A 20,692-nucleotide genomic window follows, 5' to 3' on the forward strand; every position below is an offset into this window, starting at 1 on the left:
CAATTTGTTGCACAGAATTTTTTATCTGCCCCCGCATCTAAGCTCTTTTAACCTGAGCGGCGAGGGTGGAGCGGCACACCTTCGTGCCACGCGGGTGCTCTTGAGAAAAGCACCTGACTGAACCCGACCCGGCAATGCGTTGCCCGGTCCACTTAGCCAAAGGCGCTGGAATCCCCATGTCCGACCGTTTCGAACTCTTCCTCACTTGCCCCAAGGGCCTCGAAGGCCTGCTTATCGAGGAAGCCGTCGGGCTTGGCCTTGAAGAGGCGCGCGAGCACACCTCGGCCGTGCGCGGCATGGCCGACATGGAGACCGCGTACCGCCTGTGCCTGTGGTCGCGCCTGGCCAACCGGGTGCTGCTGGTCCTCAAGCGGTTCGAGATGAAGAACGCCGACGACCTGTACCACGGCGTGCTGGACGTCGACTGGCAAGACCACATGCTGGCCGACGGCACCCTGGCGGTGGAGTTCAGCGGACACGGTTCGGGCATCGACAACACCCACTTCGGCGCCTTGAAGGTCAAGGATGCCATCGTCGACAAGCTGCGTACCCCGTCGGGCGAGCGGCCGTCCGTCGACAAGCTCAACCCGGACCTGCGCATCCACCTGCGCCTGGACCGTGGCGAAGCGATCCTGTCCCTCGATCTTTCCGGCCACAGCCTGCACCAGCGCGGCTATCGCTTGCAGCAGGGCGCCGCGCCGCTGAAGGAAAACCTCGCCGCCGCGATCCTGATCCGGGCCGGTTGGCCGCGCATCGCCGCCGAAGGCGGGGCGCTGGCCGACCCGATGTGCGGCGTGGGCACGTTCCTGGTGGAAGCCGGCATGATCGCCGCCGACATGGCGCCGAACCTGCGTCGCCAGCAGTGGGGCTTCACCGCGTGGCTCGGCCATGTGCCGGCGCTGTGGAAGAAACTCCACGAAGAGGCCACCGCCCGCGCTGCCGCCGGGCTGGCCAAGCCGCCGCTGTGGATTCGCGGCTACGAGGCTGATCCACGGCTGATCCAGCCGGGCCGCAACAACGTCGAGCGTGCCGGCTTGAGCGAGTGGATCAAGATCTATCAGGGCGAAGTCGCCACCTTCGAACCCCGCCCGGACCAGAACCAGAAAGGCCTGGTCATTTGCAACCCTCCGTACGGCGAGCGGCTTGGCGACGAAGCGAGCCTGCTTTACCTCTACCAGAACCTCGGCGAGCGCCTACGCCAGGCCTGCCTGAACTGGGAGGCCGCGGTGTTCACCGGCGCGCCGGACCTGGGCAAGCGCATGGGCATCCGCAGCCACAAGCAGTATTCGTTCTGGAACGGCGCCTTGCCGTGCAAATTGTTGCTGATCAAGGTGCTGCCGGACCAGTTCGTCACCGGCGAGCGTCGCACCCCGGAACAGCGTCAGGCCGAGCGCGAGCAGGCCCTCCTTGACCAGCAAGCGCCCGCGGCAACGCAGGAGCGCCAGTACAACAAGAATGGCAACCCGATCAAGCCGGCTCCTGTCCCCGCCCCGGTGGTGGAGCAGGCACGCTTGAGCGAAGGCGGGCAGATGTTCGCCAATCGCCTGCAAAAGAACCTCAAGTTGCTGGGTAAGTGGGCCAAACGTGAAGGTGTGGACTGCTACCGGGTCTACGATGCCGACATGCCGGAATACGCCATGGCCATCGACCTGTACCATGACTGGGTCCATGTGCAGGAATACGCCGCGCCGAAATCCATCGACCCGGAAAAGGCCTCGGCCCGGCTGTTCGATGCCCTGGCGGCCATTCCCCAGGCCCTGAGCGTCGACAAGAGCCGCGTGGTGATCAAGCGTCGCGAACGCCAGAGCGGCACCAAGCAATACGAGCGCCAGAGCGCCCAGGGCAAGTTCACCGAGGTCAACGAAGGTGGCGTCAAGCTGCTGGTCAACCTCACCGACTACCTGGACACCGGGCTGTTCCTCGACCACCGGCCGATGCGCCTGCGGATCCAGAAAGAGGCGGCCGGCAAGCGCTTCCTCAACCTGTTCTGCTACACCGCGACCGCCAGCGTCCATGCGGCCAAGGGCGGTGCTCGGAGCACCACCAGTGTCGACTTGTCGAAAACCTACCTGGACTGGGCGCGACGCAACCTCTCGCTCAACGGTTTTTCCGACAAGAACCGCCTGGAACAGGGTGACGTCATGGCCTGGCTGGAAGCCAGTCGCGACGAATACGACCTGATCTTCATCGATCCACCGACCTTCTCCAACTCCAAGCGCATGGAAGGGATCTTTGACGTGCAACGCGACCACGTCCAGCTCCTGGACCTGGCCATGGCCCGCCTCGCACCGGGTGGCGTGCTGTATTTCTCCAACAATTTCCGCAAGTTCCAGCTCGAGGACAACCTCGGCGAGCGCTACGCGGTGGAGGAAATCACCGCCAAGACCATCGATCCGGACTTTGCCCGCAACGGCAAGATCCACCGTGCCTGGAGGATCACGGCCCGTTGATCGATTGCTGATTGGATCCACGCAGGCCTTGTAACTCAAGGCTTTCAGCTCATCTTGGGGCTGGTCAAAATGATGGCTAATAGCTATAACTTAGCCTGTGGCCGGGTTGAACCTACTGCCTGGCCCTTTTTGAGTCGTGTTTATGGCCTTGCATCAGGTGCGCCCCAGGATCCTGGGCTTTATCAGCGAAGACGTCTCGGCCTGGCTCGTGGCAACGCTGGTCTTGCTGGCCGGCAGCTTTCTGACGGCGGTGCTGAGCTGGGCGATGATGAACCTGTTCGGCCAGCAACTGCGCCAGCGCTTCGAACTGCAGGCCGAGGAGCGTTTCAGCCGGATCGAGGAGCGCTTCCAGGAGCAGGAGCAGCGTCTGGATGGCCTGCGGCGCTTCTTCGCCAACTCGGAGTCGGTGTCCAATGACGAATTCCGCGGGTACGCCGAAGCCTTGTTGCGACGTACCCGGGCGCTTGCCTGGGCGCCCAGGGTGCGACGGGACGAACGGCTGGCGTTCGAACAGCAGGCGCGGGCCGAAGGCTCGATAAACTTCACCGTCCGTGAAGCCGACGGCAGCGGTGGTCTGCGGCCGGCCGCCGAGCGGGACGAGTATGTGCCGGTGCTCTACGTGCAAAGCCAGGCCTCCTATGGCTCGCCCTTGGGCATGGACCTGCTGTTCGAGCCCGTTCGGCGGGCCACCCTGGACCGGGCGCGGCAGAGTGGCCGGCTGGCGGTTTCACAGCCACTGGACCTGATTGGCGTCGATCCGGCCTTCACCCGCGGCGTGTTGCTGGCGGCACCGGTCACCCGACCAGGGGCCACCGAACCGTTCGGGTATGTGGTCGCGGCCATCAGCATGCGCCAACTGGCGGGCGACGGCCTGCCGACGGCCGGTCATGACAATCTGTCGATGCGGGTTATCGACCTGTCTGCGGACGATCGCGAGGAAGCCCTGTTCGAATCGCCCACCCCGGCCGGCCACAGCGAATTGTCGGAGACCCGCCGGGTGCGTCTGGCCGATCGCGATTATCGGGTGGAGCTGCGGCCCAGCCGGACGTTCCTGACAACCAACCACTCATCGGCGGCAAGCCTGGTGGTGCTGGGTGGCTTGCTCAGCCTGTTGCTCAGCGCCTTGCTTTACGTGCTGGTCAGCCAGCGGCAACGGGCACTGAAACTGGTGGAGCAACGCACCCGCGAATTGCGGGCCAGGGAGCAGGAACTGCGCGGCACCCATGGCCAGTTGCGCGGGGTGCTGGATGCGGCGACGGAGGTGGCGATCATCGCCACGGACCTGCGCGGCGTCATCACGACTTTCAACGCCGGCGCCGAACAGATGCTCGGCTACCCCAGCAGCGAGGTCCTGCAAAGCATGACCCTCGAAAGCCTGCATGTGCCGCGTGAACTCCAGGCCCGGGCCGCCCAGCTCGGTGCGCGTTTCGGCAAGCCGATCCCCACCTGTCACGCGATGTTGCTCGAGGGGGGCGAGCAGGGCGGCCAGCAGGCACGGGAATGGACCCTGGTGCGTCGCGACGGCAGCCATCTGACCGTGAACATGCTGGCCACGCCGATGCTCGATGACCAAGGGCTGTGGGTCGGGCACCTGGCGATCTGCATCGACATCACCGAACGCAAGCGCGTCCACGAAGCCTTGGCGGCACGGGACCTGTTGCTGAAGAAACTCAGCGCCCATGTGCCGGGCGGCATCTATCAGTTCAAGATGGATTTCAACGGCCGTTTCAGTGTGATCTACGCCAGCGACGGCATTCGCGACATCTACGAATTGGAGCCGCACGTGCTGGTGCAGAACGCCGAGGCGATTTTCTCGCGCATTCATTGCCTGGACGCCAGCCGCGTGCGCAGCTCGATTCGTGCGTCGGCTGATACCCTGAGCCCCTGGCGTGAAGAATACCGGCTGCAGTTGCCGCAGCGGGGCCTGCGTTGGGTCCGGGGCGAGGCCACGCCGGAGGAACTGCCCGGCGGCGGGGTGTTGTGGCACGGCTACATCTCGGATATTTCCGACCTCAAGCGGGTGGAGGAAGAACTGCGGGCGCTGTCGGTTACCGATGCCTTGACGGGGATTCGCAACCGCCGTTATTTCCAGGAGCGACTGACCTCGGAGATGTCCCGGGTCGAGCGCGGTTCCGGGGGGCTGGCGGTGATCATGTTGGACATCGATCACTTCAAGCGCATCAACGACCAGCATGGCCATGCGGTGGGCGACCGGGTGTTGCAGGCGGTCTGCCAGCGGGTTGCCCAGCGGTTGCGACGTACCGATGTGTTCTGCCGATTGGGTGGGGAAGAGTTCGTGGTGTTGTGTCCGGACACGGACAGCGAGAGTGCCTATGCCCTGGCCCTGGGACTGTGGGAAGGCTTGCGCTCGGCCCCGATCGAGGACGTGGGAATCGTCACCGCCAGCTTCGGCATCGCCACCTGGCGCGCCGGTGAGGGCGCCGATGCCTTGTTGCTACGGGCCGACTCGGGCGTGTATGCCGCCAAGCAGGCTGGGCGGGATCGCGTGGAAACGCAGTTGGGATAGCGATGGGTCAGTGAGTGATGATGCGACCGTGCCGCCGTCTTCGCGAGCAAGCCCGCTCCCACAGGTTGATCGTTGGCGACCACAGATGTGTGTTCACCGTAAATCCCTTGTGGGAGCGGGCTTGCTCGCGAAAGCGGTGGGTCAGTTTGCATTGATGTTGAATGTACCGCCGTCTTCGCGAGCAAGCCCGCTCCCACAGGTTGATCGTTGGCGACCACAGATGTGTGTTCACCGTAAATCCCTTGTGGGAGCGGGCTTGCTCGCGAAAGCGGTGGGTCAGTTTGCATTGATGTTGAATGTACCGCCGTCTTCGCGAGCAAGCCCGCTCCCACAGGTTGATCGTTGGCGACCACAGATGTGTGTTCACCGTAAATCCCTTGTGGGAGCGGGCTTGCCCGCGAAAGCGGTGGGTCAGTTGATGGAGATGTTGGACAGGCCTGGCCTCTTCTTCGCGAAGACGGCAGTCCAGACAACCTCAGCCGCAATCCTTTGCGGCGGTGAGGGTTACCAGTTGTAGGTCAGGTCGGTGGTGAGGGTGCGGCCCTGGCCGTAGTAGCAGTCCCAGTTGCTGCGGCAACTGGCGACGTATTTCTTGTCCTCGAGGTTTTCCATGTTCATCCGCACGCTCACGCCCTTGATGTGCAGCGGGGATTTCTCGAAGTCGTAGGACATCATGGCGTCGTAGACCGTGTAGGACGGAATCGTGAATGCGCCTTCGTAGTCGGTGCCGTAGCTCTCGCGCACATACCGTGCGCCGATGCCCGCGCCGAGACCGGCCAGGGGGCTGGCGCCGGTGAAGGTGTAGTCGATCCAGGCCGAGGCGGTCAGGGGTGGCGCACTGGCCGGGTGACGGCCTTCGCGACCATCGTTGTCCTTGGTGTACTCGATGTCGTTGCGCGACACCGAACCGATCACCCGTACGTTCTTGTTGAGGTTGACCTTGCCTTCCAACTCGATGCCCTGGGAACGCACTTCACCGGACTGGCCGCTGAAGCCGGGGGTGAGCGGATTGGACGTCACCACATTCTTTTGCACGATGTCGTAGACCGACACCTGGATAAAACCGTCGATAGCCTTGGGTTCGTACTTGATCCCGGCTTCGTACTGCTTGCCTGTCGTCGGCTTGAACGCGGTGTTGCCAAACCCGGTGTCAGTGACGGGGAGGAATGACTCCGAGTAGCTCACATAAGGCGTCAGACCGTTATCGAACAGGTAGCCGAAGCCGGCCCGGCCACTGAATTTTTCATCCCGGGTCTTGGTGCTGGTCCCGTCAAGCGGACGCTTGTTGTCGGTTTCGGCAAAGTCATAGCGGCCGCCCAGCGTGAGGAACCACTTGTCCCATTTGAGCTGGTCCTGGACATACAGCCCGGTCTGGCGAACGGTGTTGTCCCAGCGGTAGGGCGAGCTGAAATTGATCGCGCCGCCGTACACCGGGTTGTACATGTCGATGGCCGACGCGCTGCGATCGTACAGGCCGAGGAACTTCGACTCGAAATGGTAGTGGTCCACGCCCAGCAAGACGGTGTGGTCCAGTGCCCCTGTGTGGAATTTGGCCTGGGCAGTGGTATCGATGTTGTAGACCTTGTTGGTCTGCGACCAGTCCACCCCGTAGCGGCGCATGTAGCGTTGGTCGTTGGCCCCGGTGACCGGGTTGGCGATGAAGCCGTAGCCGTGCAGCGGATCCACGTACTGGTCATCGACCTGGGCGTAACGCGCGGTCTGCTTCAGCGTCCAGACGTCATTGAGTTCATGGGAGGCCTCATAGCCCACGACGAACTGCTCGCGGTTGTACTTGTTCACGTCCGGCTCGCCGAAAAAGGTCGAGCGGCTGTACTTGCCGTTCGGGTTCGGCAGCACCGTGCCGGAGGCGGGCAGGCCCTGGGCGGACGGGGTGTCGTGGTCTTTCTGGTACTGGGCGAAGAAGGTGATGCTGGTTTCGTCGCTCGGGTTCCACGTCAGGCTCGGCGCCAGGAGCATGCGGTTTTTCTCGACGTAGTCGATTTCCGAACCGGAATCCTCCGCCACGCCGGTCAGGCGATAGAGGAATTCGCCCTGGTCATCCAGCGGGCCGGCCAGGTCGAAGCCGAGCTTCTTGCGGTCGTTGTCGCCGGCGCCCAGGGTCACCTCATGCAACGGCGTGGCGGTGGGGCGCTTGCTGACCATGTTGACGATCCCGCCCGGCTGGTTCTGGCCGTAGAGCACCGAGGCCGGACCCTTGAGCACTTCGATGCGCTCCAGGGTGTACGGGTCGATCTGCAGGGCGCCGCCGGTGCTGCCGCCGCCGTAGGGCAGGTGCAGGCCGTCGAGGTACAGCGGCGTCGGAATGAAGCCGCGGGAAGTCGGTTCGTCGAAGATCGTCACCCGGTCGGAGAAACCGCCACCGGTCATGCCGGCGGTGTAGCGCAGGGCTTCGGTGACGCTCTGCGAGCCGCGCAGCTTGACCTCGTCCTGGGTGATGACGTTGACGGTCTGCGGCACTTCGTTGAGCGGCGTGTCGGTCTTGGTGCCGGTGCCGGTTTTTTTCGCGACGATCCCATCCACCGGCCCCCATGCCGACTCCTGGGTGCCCGAAATGTTGATCGGCGCCAGGTCCAGGCCCGCGCCATCGTTGCGGCTGCGCAGTGTCATGCTGTTGCCCTGGACGCTGTAGGCGATCGGGGTGCCCTGGAGCAACCGGGCCATGGCGGCGGCCGGCTCCAGGTCACCGCTCACCGCGGTGCTGCGCAGGCCACTGACGTCGGCCGGGTTGTAGAGCACTTGCAGGTTGGTCTGGCGACCGAACTCCTGCAACGCGCTGCCCAGCGGTTGCGCCTGGATGTTGATCGGCAGACTCTGGGCCTGGGCCGTCAGCGGCAGGCCCAGGACCAGCGCGCAGAGGACCGGGACATGCGGTCGAAACGAATGACGGATCAGTAGAGCCTGGGTGAGCGGTTTCAGTCCTAGCGGTGCTGGCATTATTTTTTCTCGTCAGAATGTTACTGAGAACTATTTCTATTGGCTGCTAGTAAGACGTTGGGCCTTTGGTAAACCGGAAAGACCCAGCGTCTTTTTTTAAAGAAATGTTCACCGTCAGGCCGGTTGCAGCTCGGTGACGACATGGCCGGCTTCCATACGCACCAACTGGTCGGCGATATCGAAGTAACGGTCGTCGTGGGAAATCACGATGATGGTCTTGCCCAGGCGCTTGAGGTCCGGCAGCAGCTCGGTGTAGAAAATCCGCCGGAAAGTCGGGTCCTGGTCGGCGGCCCATTCGTCGAACACCAGCACCGGGCGTTCTTCCAGCCAGGCGTTGACCAGGGCCAGGCGCTTGCGTTGGCCGGTGGACAGGTCGGTGGTGGTGAAGGTGCCGTCGCGCACGCTGACCTTGTGGGCGATCTCCAGGCGTTGCAGGTACTGGTTGGCGTCGTCGGGGATGTGGGTCTCGCCCTGCACGACGTCGTCGAACAGGTAGTAGTCGGCAAAGATCGTTGTGAACAGTTGGCGGTAGTCGTCGCGGTCCAGGTCGGTCACCGCCCGGCCATTGAGGCGGATTTCCCCCTGTTGCGGGGCATACAGGCCCAGCAACAGCTTGATCAGCGTGGTCTTGCCACAGCCGTTTTCTCCGACGATGAAAATGATCTCGCCCTGGTCGATGCGCAGGTTCACCGGGCCCAGGCGAAAGGGCGTGGCGCCTTCGACCGACGGGAAGCTGTAGGCCACGTTGTTCAGTTCCAGGCTTCGCACGGAGGCCTTGCGGTTGCCCGGGTCGCTGAGCAGCAGGTGTGGTTCGGGCGAGGAAAACCGTTCCGACAGCTCGGCGATCCGGCGGAAGGCGATCTGCGCGCGGCTGACGATCGGCAGGGTGCCGATCAGGTGTTCCAGCGGCCCCTTCATGTACAGCAGCACCAGCACGAAACCGCTCATCACCGCTTTGTCCGCGCTTGGCCACAGCGATTGCAGCGCCAGGGCCAGGCCGATGACCACGAAAAACAGCATGGAGCCTAGGGTCTTGGCGACCACGAAGATATTCACCGAGCGGATCTGTGTGTCGCAGATTGTGTCGGCGGTGCGTTCGATGCCCGAGACGAACATGCGCTGGCGACGGGGGCGGTGGATGCGCAGTTCCTTGGCGCCCTCGGCGATGGCGTTGTAGTGCTTTTGCAGTTCGTCCTCGTGTTCGCGGGCGTTCAGGAAACCCTGCATGCCGCGGCCCCGGGCGATGTACTGGATGACCGTGCCGATCAGGATCGCCACCACCGTGACCAGGAACATCGGCCACGACAACAGCGCCAGGTAACCCATGCAACCGAGTGTGACGGTCAGGGAAATGGCCAGCGGGGCGAAGGCGAAGGCGAAGTCGCTGATAGTGTCGACGTCGTGGGTCAGCACCGGGATCAGGCGATGGCTGCGATAGCGCTCGATCTGTTCGATGGGCGCCGACAGCACTTTTTCCCCCAGGGTCTTGCGCAAACTGGCGATGATTTTCTGGCCGACATAGTTGGTGCCGATGTCCGAGAAGATCGAGCTGGTCAGCGCCAGCAGGCACAGCCCGGCAAACACGCCGACCACCGTGGTGCTGAGGCCGTTGTCGGCGTGCAGGACCTGGTTGATCGTCGCCAGCAGCACCGTGACGCTGAGCCCGCCAAGCATGCCCAGCGCAATGGCGCCGATGACAATCAGCCGGAAAGGTTTGAGCAGCGTGAACAGCTCGTGCATCACCCCGCGTGTTGGTTGGTTCATGGCGGTTTCCCTGCTTGAAGAAAGGGCGAAGGCCCCCGCAGGTATTCATCGCAAGGGCTTGAGGACGGAGCGCGCCGGTTGTGTCGCGCCCCCCTGTAGAACGGTTGGAAGAACATGGGATTTAGCGACCGGTGTCCGTGGCGAGGGAGCTTGCTCCCGCTGGCCGCGCAGCGGCCTCTCGTCCCCTCAACCCGTCCGACACAACGCATGTCCAGGCTATGGGGGCACTGCGCGCGCCAGCGGGGATAAATCCCCTCGCCACAAAGTGCACTCCACAAGTGAATTCACGGGCTACATATCCCGCACCACCCGAAACCCCAGCCAATCCCCACGCGCATCGGGGTACGCCGCGTTACGGTTGCCCGAGCGGGAAAACACTGGCGCCTCGCCCCAGTCGTTGCCACGGATACGCCGCACCTTGCAGTCGCCGTCGAGCCAGGCGCTGCCGTCGTTCGGGGCGCCGGTGTAGCTGTCGTTGTAGCAATCGGCTGTCCACTCGTAGACATTGCCGTGCATGTCGTACACGCCGAAGGCGTTGGTCGGGAAGCTGCCGGCCGGCGAGGTGAAGTTGAAGCCATCGGCGGCGCCGTAGGTGTTGGCATGCCGGGCGATGCTGTAGTCCTTGCCTTCATCGAACGGGAAGGGGAACGGCCCGGTAGTGCCGCCGCGCGCGGCGTATTCGCGCACCGACTCGCTGGTCAGTCGGTAGGGCTTGCCGGTTTTCTTCGACAACCAGGCCACGTAGGCATTGGCCTCGTTGAAGTCCATGCACACCGCCGGGTGGCGGTCGCTGTATTGCTTGCGCGGGTCGCTGCCCTGGTAATCCGGGATGCCAGCCTTGCAGGCGCGGCCAGGGCGGTCATCACCGTCGGGCATCGTGTAGCCGGTGTCGCGCAAATAGGCGAACCATTCACCCTTCAACACGTGGAAGCGGCTGATCGCCAGCGGCCGGGCGAACGTCACCGGGTGCATCGGACCTTCGTCCGGCTCGCGGCCGACTTCGTCCGGCGGGGTGCCCATCTGGAAGGTGCCGGTGGGCAACACGACCATCTCCGGGCAATCCTTGCAATCGCGAAACACCTGGCCCGGTTGAGACGCTTCGGCGCCGCTGGGCAGCGGGGCGACCAAGGCCAATGCGGCAAGTACCTTCAGTGGAAAACGGTTCATTTTTTTCTCTCGATTAAAGTCCAACAAGCGCGGGTCAGATCGCCTGGTTCAACAGCGTCATGAAACGATCGATTTGGGCTTCGTTGTTGAGCAGGCCCGGTGCGGTGCGTATCACCGGCCCGGCATCGCGGTGAACGGCGTCGACGATCACGCGTTGCTTCATCAGGTCGCCGGCCACCTGGCCGCTCTCGCGGCCCTTGATGCGGAAAAAGGTAAAGCCGGCCGACAGCGCCGGGCTCAACGGCGTGACCAGTTCAACCTGCGGCATCGCCACCAGCTGTTTTTTCAGGTAGCTGTTGAGGGCGTGAATGCGCGCCTGTACCTCGGCCTTGCCCAGCTCCAGGTGCAGCTTGAACGCCTCGTCCACCGCCCAGCGGTGCTCGAAGGCATGGAAGCCGCCCGGGGTCATGACGGTGGAAAACGCCGTGGCTTCGGAAAAGGTCGGGATGATCGGCGTGACGTATTTGAGTTCGTCGCTGCGGCTGCACACCAGCCCCGTGCCGCGCGGGCCGAACATCCACTTGTGGGTGCCGGCGATGAAGAAGTCGCAGTTCATCGCCGCAAAGCCCAGATCCTCCACGCCGAACCCGTGCACGCCGTCCACCACGTAGACGATGCGTTGGTCATCGCGGCGGCCCTGGTTGTGCCGCTCCACCAGCGCACCGATCTGGTCGATGGGCAACTTCACGCCGCTGCCGGAGTGCACCCAGGTCATGCCCAGCACCCTTGTTTGCGGGCGGATGGCGCGGTCGATGGCGGCCAGGATCTCATCGTGGCTGGCGCGGTGGGCGTCCTCGAACAGCTTGATCTTGCGCACGCGGGTGCCGTCCCGTTGGGCGCGCAGGTCGAGGATGGTGTGGGTGGCGTAGTGTTCGTGGACGGTGGTGAGGATTTCCTGGTCAGGCTTGACCTGGACCCCGCCGTAGATCATCGCCAGGCCCTGGGTGGTGCTGCCGGTGAGGGCGATCTGCTTGGGGCCCGCTTGCAGATAGCGGCCGGCCCAGGTGCGCACGTTTTCCTCGCGGGCTTCGGTGATGCCCAGGTCCCAGTCCATCTGCAGGCCGGGGTTCTTGTCGAGGGCGGCGCGGTGTTGCTCGATGGCCTCGCGCACCGGGCGCGGGTGGGTGGTGACGAGGAAGTTGGCGAAATGCAGGTAGTCCGGATCCTGGTCGAACAACGAGCGCAGTTGCGCCCATTTATCCCGGGGCAGCGACGGCAGCGATGGGGTGCCGGCCGTGGCGGGCAGGCTGTTGGCCAGGGGTAGGCCGGCGGCGAGGATCCCGGCCCGCTTCAGGAACGTGCGGCGTTCATTCATGGCTGGCCGACCTTCTGGTTCGAGGCCACGGCCGGTCGCGCGGCCTTCTGGACCTGATCCCAGACCCGCAGGAAATTGCCGCCCCAGAGTTTGGCGATGTCGGCTTCGGAGTAGCCGCGGGTGAGCAATTCGGCGGTGACGTTGCGGATGTCGCCGACGTTTTCCCAGCCTTTCACGCCGCCGCCTTCGTTGAAGTCGGAGCTGATGCCTACGTGGTCGATGCCGATCTTGCGCACGGTGTAGTCGATGGCGTCCCCCAGGTCCTTGAGGCTGGCCTTGGGTTCTTCTTCCAGGATGCCGTAGAGCTGGGCGGCGTATTCACCGAACTTCTGCTCGGGCCAGGCGGCGATGATCGGATCGCCGGGCATCAGCGCCATGGCCAGGTTGGGCAGCGGCGGCAGATCGAAACGCGCGCGCAGGGCGTTGAGCTTGTCCTGGGTCTTTTGCGTGAGCGGGCGCAGGTACTGGGAGAAGCCGACGATCTGCACCACGCCGCCGCTGCGCTTGATCAGTTGCAGTTCCTTGTCGCTGAGGTTGCGCGGGATGTCCACCATCGCCCGTGGCGCGGAATGCGAGGCCACCAGCGGTGTGCGGCTCAGTTGCGCAACCTGCTCCAGGGCCTGGGTCGACATCTGCGACACGTCGATGATCACACCGAGGTCATTCAGGCGGGTCACCGCTTGCTTGCCGATGTCCGACAGGCCACCAAGGGCATCCGGCGAGTCGTTGAAGAACGGCAGCGGGCGCGAGGAATCGGCCCAGTCGTTGTTGCCGATGTAGCTGAAGCCGAACATGCGCATGCCTCGCGCCGTCCACAGGTCCAGCAGGTTCAGATCATCGCCAAGGGGGTAGGCGTTGAGCATGCTGATGAAAATCGCGAACTTGCCTTCACCGTGCAGCCGGCGAAAATCCTCCGGGGTGTAGGCGATGGCGACCTGGTTGGGGTAGTCGCGGACCAGCCCGGTGATGATCTTGTAGCGCACTTCCTGTTGGTTGCGTGCCTCCTCGACGAAGCCGGCGGTGGGCTTGTGCGGCGCGTTGGGGCCGTTCCACAACTCCGGCCAGCCGAACACCGTCAGCGCCGCGCCGGACAACTGGCCGCGATTGGCTTTCACCAGGTCGAACTGGCCGTCGCCGTCCTTGTCGGCTTCGTGGCCGGCGGTGCCGAAATCCAGCGGCACGGTGATGTGGCTGTCGAAGGAGAGCAGGCGCTCATGCAGCGCCCGAGCCTCTTTCATCACCTTGACCGGGTAGCCGGGGTTGTCCCGCCACCCGTAGTCCCAGGCCGCGAGGCCACCGCCCACCACCAATGCCAGGGCCAGGGGCACGCCGGTGAACAGCGCCTTTTTCGAACGTCGTGTTGTCATTGCCGATCTCAGTCAGGTTCGCCTTTGCTGTCTGGGAAGAACGAGTGATCGGTGGGGAAATTTAGCGGTCTGGGAGGGCCTCTTCGCGAGCAAGCTCGCTCCCACAGGGGATCTCCTCCAGGTGGCTGACCTTTGTGGGAGCGGGCTTGCTCGCGAAGAGGCCCCCACAGTCTTTAAATTTGTCCCCCCAGCCATCGTCCTAGCTTGGATAACGCCCACCCCAGGGCTGAACACAGGTAAGGCAATGACGATTTCTCGACGAGGGTTCATGGCAGGCCTGGCACTGACCGGTGCCGCTGTGCCTGCGGTGTATTACGGACATCGCGAACTGACCCGCCCGGACCCGACCATCACCCCCGGCGAGGCGTCCTTCGATGTGGCGAATGTGGCGGGCCAGCGTCAGGCGGATACGTTGCGGGGGATCTGGACGATCCGTTTCAGCGGGCAGGAGGCCGGCCTTGCGGGCGTGCCGGACGACGATCTGCAGCTCTTCCTCGACATCGCCCACAAGGGCCGTGGCCTGGTGGGCTGCCTCGACACCGCCGAGCGGCTGCGCAGCGGCGGCGAGCCGCGCTACCGGGTGCTGGGTGACCTGGCCGGAACCGACCCCCGGCAGTTGAGCTGGCGGCTGGTCGATGGGGCGAGCGGCGTGCCGCGTTATGAATTCATCATGACCCTGGACGAAGTCTGGGCCGGTTTCGGCAATGCCGGCCCCGCGACCCTCAGCGGGCGCGCGTGGTCGTTGGATCGTCCGCTGGCCCAGCCGGAACTCGACAACCGCTTCATCGCCGTCAAGCAGCCATTTCCCGAAGCCCGCGACCGCGTGCCACTGAGCCCGGCGCTGTTGGCCTGGTTGGTGTCGCCCGAGCATCGCTTGTTCCATCAACTCTGGCATGCGACGCGGGACAAATGGCACACCCTGGACGAAGACAAGCGCAACGCCTTGCGCGGCATCGGCTGGCAGCCCGGACCAAGGGGCCAGGAGCGCGACGCTCGCGGGCCGCGCAAGGATCGCAACGGCTCGGGCATCGACTTCTTCTTCATGCACCGGCACATGCTGGGCACGGCGCGCTCGTTCCAGCCGTTGCCGTCCTGGCCGCGCTTCCCGTTGCCGCAACCGGAACTGGCGCGTGATCGCATTGGGTTCGCCCGCTATTTCGACAACCACGACGGCACGGCCTTGCCGCCCACCTGGCTGGCCGACGGCGACGAGCAGTACGCCCAATGGGTGAGCGACATCAAGACGGCCGAGACCTACCACAGCAATTTCCAGGTCTGGGAATCGCGCTACCGTGACCCGCGCTACCTGTCGAAACTGACCTTGGGCCAGTTGGGTTCGGAGATGGAACTGGGGCTGCACGACTGGCTGCACATGCGCTGGGCCTCGGTGCCCAGGGACCCGTCCAACGGCCACCCGGTGCCGTTCGCCCGTGACCCGGCCGACTTTGCCCAGCGCTGGTATGCAGCGGAAAACGACTTTCTCGGCGACCCGTTTTCTTCCCACGTGAACCCGGTGTTCTGGTCCTTTCACGGCTGGATCGATGATCGTCTCGAAGACTGGTTTCGTGCCCACGAACGTTTCCACCCCGGCGAAGTGAGCCGCCTGGACGTCAACGGCGTACCCTGGTTCGCCCCGGGCCGCTGGGTGGAAATTGCCGACCCCTGGCTGGGCCCGGACACCCACGGTTGCAGCACCACGCCGGGGCTGCAAGTGGGGCGTTCGGTGGAAATGGACCCGGAAACCATGAAACTGGCCCTGCGCATCACCTTCGGCAGCGATGACAAAAAGCTCTCCGAACTGTTTCGCCGGGTGCCGCAACGACCGTGGTATGCGCGCAATCTCAAGGCCAAGCCTGCTTAACCTTTCTGATTGGATGAACAGGGGCGGGAATTATTTGTGGCGAGGGAGCTTGCTCCCGCTCGGTTGCGCAGCGACCGCAAGATCTTAGGGCTGCTGCGCAGCCCAGCGGGAGCAAGCTCCCTCGCCACGGGTGTCACTTGGCTTGGAGGTATGCGTTTAGCGCGGCGCGGCGATGTCCAGGGCGCGGTTTGCTAGCAGTTCTGCCAACTCAAATCATTTGCTGGATGCCCAGCGCTCGCTTGCCACGGCGCAAGGCGATGTAGCCTGGCTGGGGAGTCCTACATTGCAGCCTCAACAGCGCTGAAGAGAACGCAGTTGTGGCGAGGGGATTCATCCCCGTTGGGCTGCGCAGCAGCCCCAGAGCCGGCACCTCGGTGTGTCAGGGGTATTGAGTGAGCCGGTTTGGGGCTGCTGCGCAGCCCAGCGGGGATGAATCCCCTCGCCACAGGTGTGTGTGGCTTGGCTTGAGGAGTTGAGGGATGTTACATCACCCGCCACCCCCCACCCAACGCCTTGTACAGCGCCACGCTGGCCTGGACTCGGGCCAGGCGCAGTTGCACGTTCATGTCCTGGGCGGCGTAGAGGGTGCGTTGGGTTTCCAGTACGGTGAGCAGGTCTTCGGCGCCGGCCTGGTAGCGGCGCTGGGCGATGTCGAAGGCGCTCTGGGCCTGTTGCAGTTCTTCGGCTTGCCACTGCCGTTGTCGTTCCAGGCCGTTGATGCCGTTCAAGGCTTTTTCGACGTCGGCGAAGCCGTTGATGATGGCCGCGCGGTAGGTTTGCAGCAGCTCTTCCTGGCGGGCGGTGGCCTTGTCCCGTTCGGCTTTCAGGCGGCCGTTGTTGAACACTGGCGCCGCCAGGCCGGCGGTGAGGTTGTAGACGTTGTTGCGCAACACCTGGTCGGCGATGTCGGCACCGCTGACGAGGCTCAGGCCCAGGGTCATCGAGGGTAGCATTGCCGCGCGCGCCACGCGGATGTCGGCTTCGGCGGCGCTCAGGCGTGCTTCGGCGGCGGCGATGTCCGGGCGGCGGCGCAGCAGGTCGCTGGGCACGCCGGCGTCGATGGACGGCCAGTGCAGGCGGTCGAAGTCCTCGGCATCGAGGCGGACCGCCTGCACCGGCTGCCCCAACAGCGTCGCCAAGGTGATCAGCGCCTCCCGGGCCTGTTGCTGCACCTGCGGCAGCCGGCGCTGCTGCGCTGCCACCAGGCCTTTCTGCTGGGACAGTTCCACGGCGGTGGCGCTGCCGGCGTCGTAGCGGGTCTGCACCAGGTCGAGCACGCTTTGGGCATTGGCCAGGTTCAGTTCGGCGATGCGTCGTTGTTCGCCCAGGGACAGCGCCTGGGTGTAGCTGTTGGCGACGCCACTGAGCAGGGTCAATTCCACGGTCGCCCGGTCGAACCGGCTGGCCGCCAGGGTGCCCAGCGCGCTGTCCCGGGCCGCGCGTTTGCCTCCCCAGAAATCCAGCTCATAGGTGGCGCTGAGGTTGGCGTCGTAGTAATCCAGCGAGCGGTTGTCCCGGTCCACGTCCAGTTGGCTGTAGCCCTTGCCGCGCAATAGTTCCTGGCGCGTGCCGTTGAGCCCGGCCTTGAGTTCCGGCAGCAGGGGCGCACCGGCGATCACTGCGTTGGCCTGGGCCTGGCGAACCCGTGCCATGGCGGCGGCGAGGTCGTGGCTGTCCAGGCGTGCCTGCTCGATCAGACGATTGAGTTGTGGGCTGCCAAATTGCGTCCACCATTGCCGGTTGTCTGCCTCGGCGGCGGGAGTTTCGAGGTGCTGCCAGGTCGATGGCGATTGGATGCCGCTGTCCGGGGGCGACAACGGAGTGCTGCACGCCGCCAGTAGCAGGCTGGCGGCCAGGAGGGTCAGGTGCGCTTTCATCGGCATGCATTCATTCACTGGTGAGGGCCGCGACGGGGTCGAGGCGGGCGGCCTTGCGGGCCGGCATGAAGCCAAACACAACACCGGTGGCCAGGGCGCAACCGAAGGCGCCGAACACCGCCAGCCATTCGAACGCCACCGCGATCTTGCCCAGCAGCAACGCGCCGCCCACCAGCAGGGCCAGGCCGATGCCGGCCAGGCCTCCGACCACCGAGAGCATCACCGCTTCGGTGAGAAACTGGCGCAGGATGTCCCGTTGGCGGGCGCCGGTGGCCATGCGAATGCCGATTTCCCGGGTCCGTTCGCGCACGGTCATGAGCATGATGTTCATCACGCCGATGCCGCCCACCAGCAGCGAAATCGCAGCAATCGCCCCGAGCATCAGCGACAGCGTCCCTTGGGTGCGCGCCTCGGCCTGGATCATCGCGGCGTTGTTGGTCAGTTCGAAATCCTGCTGGCCGTCGTGCAGGCGCAACAGGGTGCGGGACACCGCCTGTTCGGCCTGACGGACCTTGCCGGCGTCCCGGGCGGCGATCACCACGTATTCCGGGTGCCGGCTACCGAACAGTCGCACGCTGGCGGCGGAGTAGGGCACGGCGATGCGGTTGTCGGCGTCGGAGTCGCCGGAGCTGGCGCCTTTTTCCGCGAGCACGCCGACCACCTGGAACGGTACGTTCTCGATCAGGATGTAGCGGCCGATGGGGTCGGCGACGTCCTTGAGCAGTTTCTGCCGGACCTTGTGGCCGATCACGGCGACCGCCGCCGCGCTGCGCTCATCGGCATCGCTGAAGTAACTGCCCTGGACCACCGGCCAATTGAAGATAAGCGGAAAGTGCGTGTCGTTGCCGCCGACGTAGCTTTTGTGGTCGAGGTTGCCGAAGCGCACACTGGCTTCGGCACCGTTGACCGGCATGATGCGTTGCACCTCGGGCAGGGCGGCGAGGGCGGCCAGGTCCTGTTCGCTGATGATGCCCTTGGTGGCGCGCGGGTTGGGCGCGATGCCGTTGAGGTAGATGATGTTGGAGCCGAAGGCGCCCATCTGGGCCATCACCTGGCGCTTGCTGCCTTCGCCCACCGCCAGCATCACCACCACCGACGCCACGCCGATGATGATGCCGAGCAAGGTCAGGGCGGTGCGGAAACGGTTGATCCACATCACCCGCCACGCGGCGTGCACGGCGTCGAGCAGTTCGCCTTTCCAGGCGCCGTTGTGTTCGCTGCCGGCACTCAGCCGCTGGCGCAGGTCCACGGCCTGCAACGCCTTTGGGTTGGCGCAGGGCGTCGCGGGCGCGCCGTTGGCGCTGTCGCTGATGATCGACCCGTCGCGGATTTCGATGATGCGCTTGGCCCGTGCCGCCACTTCGCGGTCATGGGTGATCAGGATCACCACGTGGCCCTGGCTCGCCAGTTCATCGAGCAAGGCCATGACTTCGATGCCGCTCTGGCTGTCGAGGGCGCCGGTGGGTTCGTCGGCGAGGATGATGTGACCGCCGTTCATCAACGCTCGGGCAATCGACACCCGTTGCTGTTGCCCGCCGGAGAGTTGGTGCGGACGGTTGCCGGTGCGGCTCGCCAGGCCCAGGCGTTCGAGCAGCGCCTGGGCCCGTGCGTGGCGTTCAGCGGCCGAGGTGCCGGCGTAGATGGCCGGCATCTCGACGTTTTCCTGAGCGGTGCCGGACGGGATCAAGTGGTAGCCCTGGAACACGAATCCGAAGGCTTCGCGCCGCAGCCAGGCCAGTTCGTCGCTGCCCAGACGGGCGACGTCTTCGCCGGCGAACCGGTACTCGCCGCTGGTGGGGCGGTCGAGGCAGCCGAGAATATTCATCAGTGTCGATTTGCCGGAGCCGGACGCCCCGACGATTGCCAGGAATTCCCCGGCATGGATCGACAGGTCGATGCCCCGCAGCACCTCCACCCGAGGGCTGTCGCCACCGCCGTAAGCCTTGCGGATGTCCCGCAGTTCGATCAGGGGCGTGTCCATTCAGCCTCCGCTGCCGGGCGCCGGGCCGATCAGCACCCGTTCGCCTTCATTCAGGCCTTCGAGCACCTGGGTGCGCAGTCGATCGCTGATGCCGGTGCGTACCGTGCGTGGTTGGACGTCGCCATTATCGGCCACCACCAGCACCTGGCCGGCGGCATCCTGCAACGCGGCGGTGGGCACGCTGAGCACGTCGCGGGCCTGGGCAGCGACGAAAAATACCTGGGCGGTCATGTCCGTCATCAGGGCGCGGTCGGCGTTGTCGACATCCAGCAGCACGGTGTAGAGCACCACGCGCTCGCTGCCGCTGCGGCCACCGGTGGGGCTGCCGCCCTGGCTGGCTTCCAGGGGGCGCGGCGGCACCGGGAGAATCTGGCGAACGCTGCTGCTCCAGCGCCGGGTGCCGCCGGCCAGGGTGGTGAAGTAGGCGTTCATGCCCGGTTTGACGTGACCGATGTCGGCTTCCGAGACCTCGGCCCAGACCGTCATGGGCGTCAGCCGGGCGATGCGCAGGATCAGCGGGGTCTGTTGCTGCGCGTTGAGCGTCTGGCCTTCCCGGGCGCCGACGGCGACCACGGTGCCGCTCATGGGCGCGTAGATCCGTGTGTAGCCCAACTCGGCTTCGTCGCTGCGCAGGCTGGCCTGGGCTTCGCGGATCCGGGCCTGGAACATGTCGATGCGCGCCTGGGTGGCCCGCACCTCGGCCTGGGCGGTCTGCACGTCTTCCTCGCGGGTTGCGCCGCCGGCCTGCAATTGTTGCTGGCGACGGGATTTCTGCTGGGCCAGGTCGTGTTGCGCCCGTTGCTCCTGCAACTGGGCCTTGAGGTTTTCGATGGCGAAGCGCCCGGCGTCCAGTTTGGCTTTTTGCGTGGACGGATCGATTTCCACCAGCAACTGGCCTTCGCGCACTTCGTCGCCGGCTTCCACGTGGATCTTCTGGATCTGTCCGGACGCCTGGGCGCCGACATCCACGTAGCGGCGCGGTTGCAGGGTGCCGAGGGCGGTGACGCTGTTTTCGATGTCGCCACGGCTGACGGCGGCGGTCGCCCGGGCGGTGGGCGTCGGCGCGACGGCTTGCCAGGCGGCGAAGGCGACGGCGGGCAGCAGGGTGATGGTAAGGAGCCAGGCGCGTCGGGTAGGGCGGGGACGTTTCATGCAGGGTTCCGGCCGATGGGTTCAAGCCCGTCGTAGCAGGGGCAGGGACGGGAGGCTGTTCTGGTAAACGAGCGTTTTGGGCGGGAATTTACTGGTTGAAACACTTGGTAGCAGGTTGAGGAAGGCGCCGATGATGTGGCGAGGGGATTTATCCCCGTTGGGGCGCGAAGCGCCCCTAAAACTTGTCAACTCTTCGCGTCTGATACGCCAGGGAGCCCTCAACGGGGACGCTTCGCGCCCCAACGGGGATAAATCCCCTCGCCACAGCTTTAAATC

11 protein-coding genes are annotated in these 20,692 nt (G+C 64.9%); 3 read left to right on the forward strand and 8 right to left on the reverse strand.

The genetic code is table 11. From position 1 onward, the window contains the following. Positions 1-176: 176 nt before the first annotated feature. Entirely contained in the window at positions 177-2,450 is a 2,274-nt protein-coding gene (gene rlmKL / locus KI241_RS08635; RefSeq protein WP_042732477.1) for a bifunctional 23S rRNA (guanine(2069)-N(7))-methyltransferase RlmK/23S rRNA (guanine(2445)-N(2))-methyltransferase RlmL, read from the forward strand. A gap of 142 nt (positions 2,451-2,592) precedes the next feature. Then, a complete protein-coding gene (locus tag KI241_RS08640) occupies positions 2,593-4,977 on the forward strand; it encodes a GGDEF domain-containing protein (protein WP_212803574.1) in 2,385 nt (794 codons plus the stop codon). Between the two features lie 504 nt (positions 4,978-5,481). Here the strand turns inward: KI241_RS08640 and KI241_RS08645 are convergent. The 5 genes from KI241_RS08645 to pvdM all read right to left on the reverse strand — a co-directional run bounded on the left by KI241_RS08645 (position 5,482) and on the right by pvdM (position 13,545). Continuing rightward, entirely contained in the window at positions 5,482-7,932 is a 2,451-nt protein-coding gene (locus tag KI241_RS08645) for a TonB-dependent siderophore receptor (RefSeq protein WP_080922140.1), read from the reverse strand. A gap of 114 nt (positions 7,933-8,046) precedes the next feature. Further along, positions 8,047-9,696 (reverse strand): cyclic peptide export ABC transporter, encoded by a 1,650-nt coding sequence (locus tag KI241_RS08650; RefSeq protein ID WP_042731630.1) that lies wholly within the window; start codon positions 9,694-9,696, stop codon positions 8,047-8,049. 291 nt (positions 9,697-9,987) lie between these two features. Next, positions 9,988-10,863 carry a formylglycine-generating enzyme family protein gene (locus KI241_RS08655; protein ID WP_042731631.1) on the reverse strand — a complete coding sequence of 292 codons (876 nt, stop codon included), beginning with the start codon at positions 10,861-10,863 and terminating at the stop codon, positions 9,988-9,990. A gap of 34 nt (positions 10,864-10,897) precedes the next feature. After that, positions 10,898-12,178, reverse strand: coding sequence for an aminotransferase class V-fold PLP-dependent enzyme (locus KI241_RS08660; protein ID WP_042731632.1), 1,281 nt, complete (start codon positions 12,176-12,178; stop codon positions 10,898-10,900). Next, complete coding sequence (gene pvdM / locus KI241_RS08665) at positions 12,175-13,545, reverse strand: pyoverdine-tailoring dipeptidase-like protein PvdM (protein ID WP_042731633.1); 1,371 nt, start codon at positions 13,543-13,545, stop codon at positions 12,175-12,177. Before pvdM ends, KI241_RS08660 begins: the two co-directional genes overlap by 4 nt. Positions 13,546-13,789: 244 nt before the next feature. On the opposite strand from pvdM, the gene KI241_RS08670 reads away from it, so the two are divergent. Then, a complete protein-coding gene (locus KI241_RS08670; RefSeq protein ID WP_042731634.1) occupies positions 13,790-15,406 on the forward strand; it encodes a hypothetical protein in 1,617 nt (538 codons plus the stop codon). A 482-nt stretch (positions 15,407-15,888) separates the two neighbouring features. Here the strand turns inward: KI241_RS08670 and KI241_RS08675 are convergent, their stop codons facing one another. From KI241_RS08675 to KI241_RS08685, 3 genes are read right to left on the reverse strand one after another with little or no spacing between them, the layout of a single operon-like run. Then, positions 15,889-17,283 (reverse strand): efflux transporter outer membrane subunit, encoded by a 1,395-nt coding sequence (locus KI241_RS08675; RefSeq protein WP_123578627.1) that lies wholly within the window; start codon positions 17,281-17,283, stop codon positions 15,889-15,891. A 10-nt stretch (positions 17,284-17,293) separates the two neighbouring features. After that, on the reverse strand, positions 17,294-19,264 hold the full coding sequence (locus KI241_RS08680) for a MacB family efflux pump subunit (RefSeq protein ID WP_042732599.1): 1,971 nt from the start codon (positions 19,262-19,264) through the stop codon (positions 17,294-17,296). Continuing rightward, on the reverse strand, positions 19,265-20,416 hold the full coding sequence (locus KI241_RS08685; RefSeq protein WP_042732598.1) for an efflux RND transporter periplasmic adaptor subunit: 1,152 nt from the start codon (positions 20,414-20,416) through the stop codon (positions 19,265-19,267). Between the last annotated feature and the right edge of the window lie 276 nt (positions 20,417-20,692).

Origin of the sequence: Pseudomonas sp. Cab53 (genome assembly GCF_018325965.1) — a bacterium.
Lineage (GTDB): Bacteria > Pseudomonadota > Gammaproteobacteria > Pseudomonadales > Pseudomonadaceae > Aquipseudomonas > Aquipseudomonas chlororaphis_E.

What these genes read in the sequence shown, in the direction of transcription:
- rlmKL (WP_042732477.1), top strand. Translation starts at nt 177, where the DNA reads ATGTCCGACCGTTTCGAACTCTTCCTCACTTGCCCCAAGGGCCTCGAA.
- KI241_RS08640 (WP_212803574.1), top strand. Translation starts at nt 2,593, where the DNA reads ATGGCCTTGCATCAGGTGCGCCCCAGGATCCTGGGCTTTATCAGCGAA.
- KI241_RS08645 (WP_080922140.1), bottom strand. Translation starts at nt 7,932, where the DNA reads ATGCCAGCACCGCTAGGACTGAAACCGCTCACCCAGGCTCTACTGATC.
- KI241_RS08650 (WP_042731630.1), bottom strand. Translation starts at nt 9,696, where the DNA reads ATGAACCAACCAACACGCGGGGTGATGCACGAGCTGTTCACGCTGCTC.
- KI241_RS08655 (WP_042731631.1), bottom strand. Translation starts at nt 10,863, where the DNA reads ATGAACCGTTTTCCACTGAAGGTACTTGCCGCATTGGCCTTGGTCGCC.
- KI241_RS08660 (WP_042731632.1), bottom strand. Translation starts at nt 12,178, where the DNA reads ATGAATGAACGCCGCACGTTCCTGAAGCGGGCCGGGATCCTCGCCGCC.
- pvdM (WP_042731633.1), bottom strand. Translation starts at nt 13,545, where the DNA reads ATGACAACACGACGTTCGAAAAAGGCGCTGTTCACCGGCGTGCCCCTG.
- KI241_RS08670 (WP_042731634.1), top strand. Translation starts at nt 13,790, where the DNA reads ATGACGATTTCTCGACGAGGGTTCATGGCAGGCCTGGCACTGACCGGT.
- KI241_RS08675 (WP_123578627.1), bottom strand. Translation starts at nt 17,283, where the DNA reads ATGAAAGCGCACCTGACCCTCCTGGCCGCCAGCCTGCTACTGGCGGCG.
- KI241_RS08680 (WP_042732599.1), bottom strand. Translation starts at nt 19,264, where the DNA reads ATGGACACGCCCCTGATCGAACTGCGGGACATCCGCAAGGCTTACGGC.
- KI241_RS08685 (WP_042732598.1), bottom strand. Translation starts at nt 20,416, where the DNA reads ATGAAACGTCCCCGCCCTACCCGACGCGCCTGGCTCCTTACCATCACC.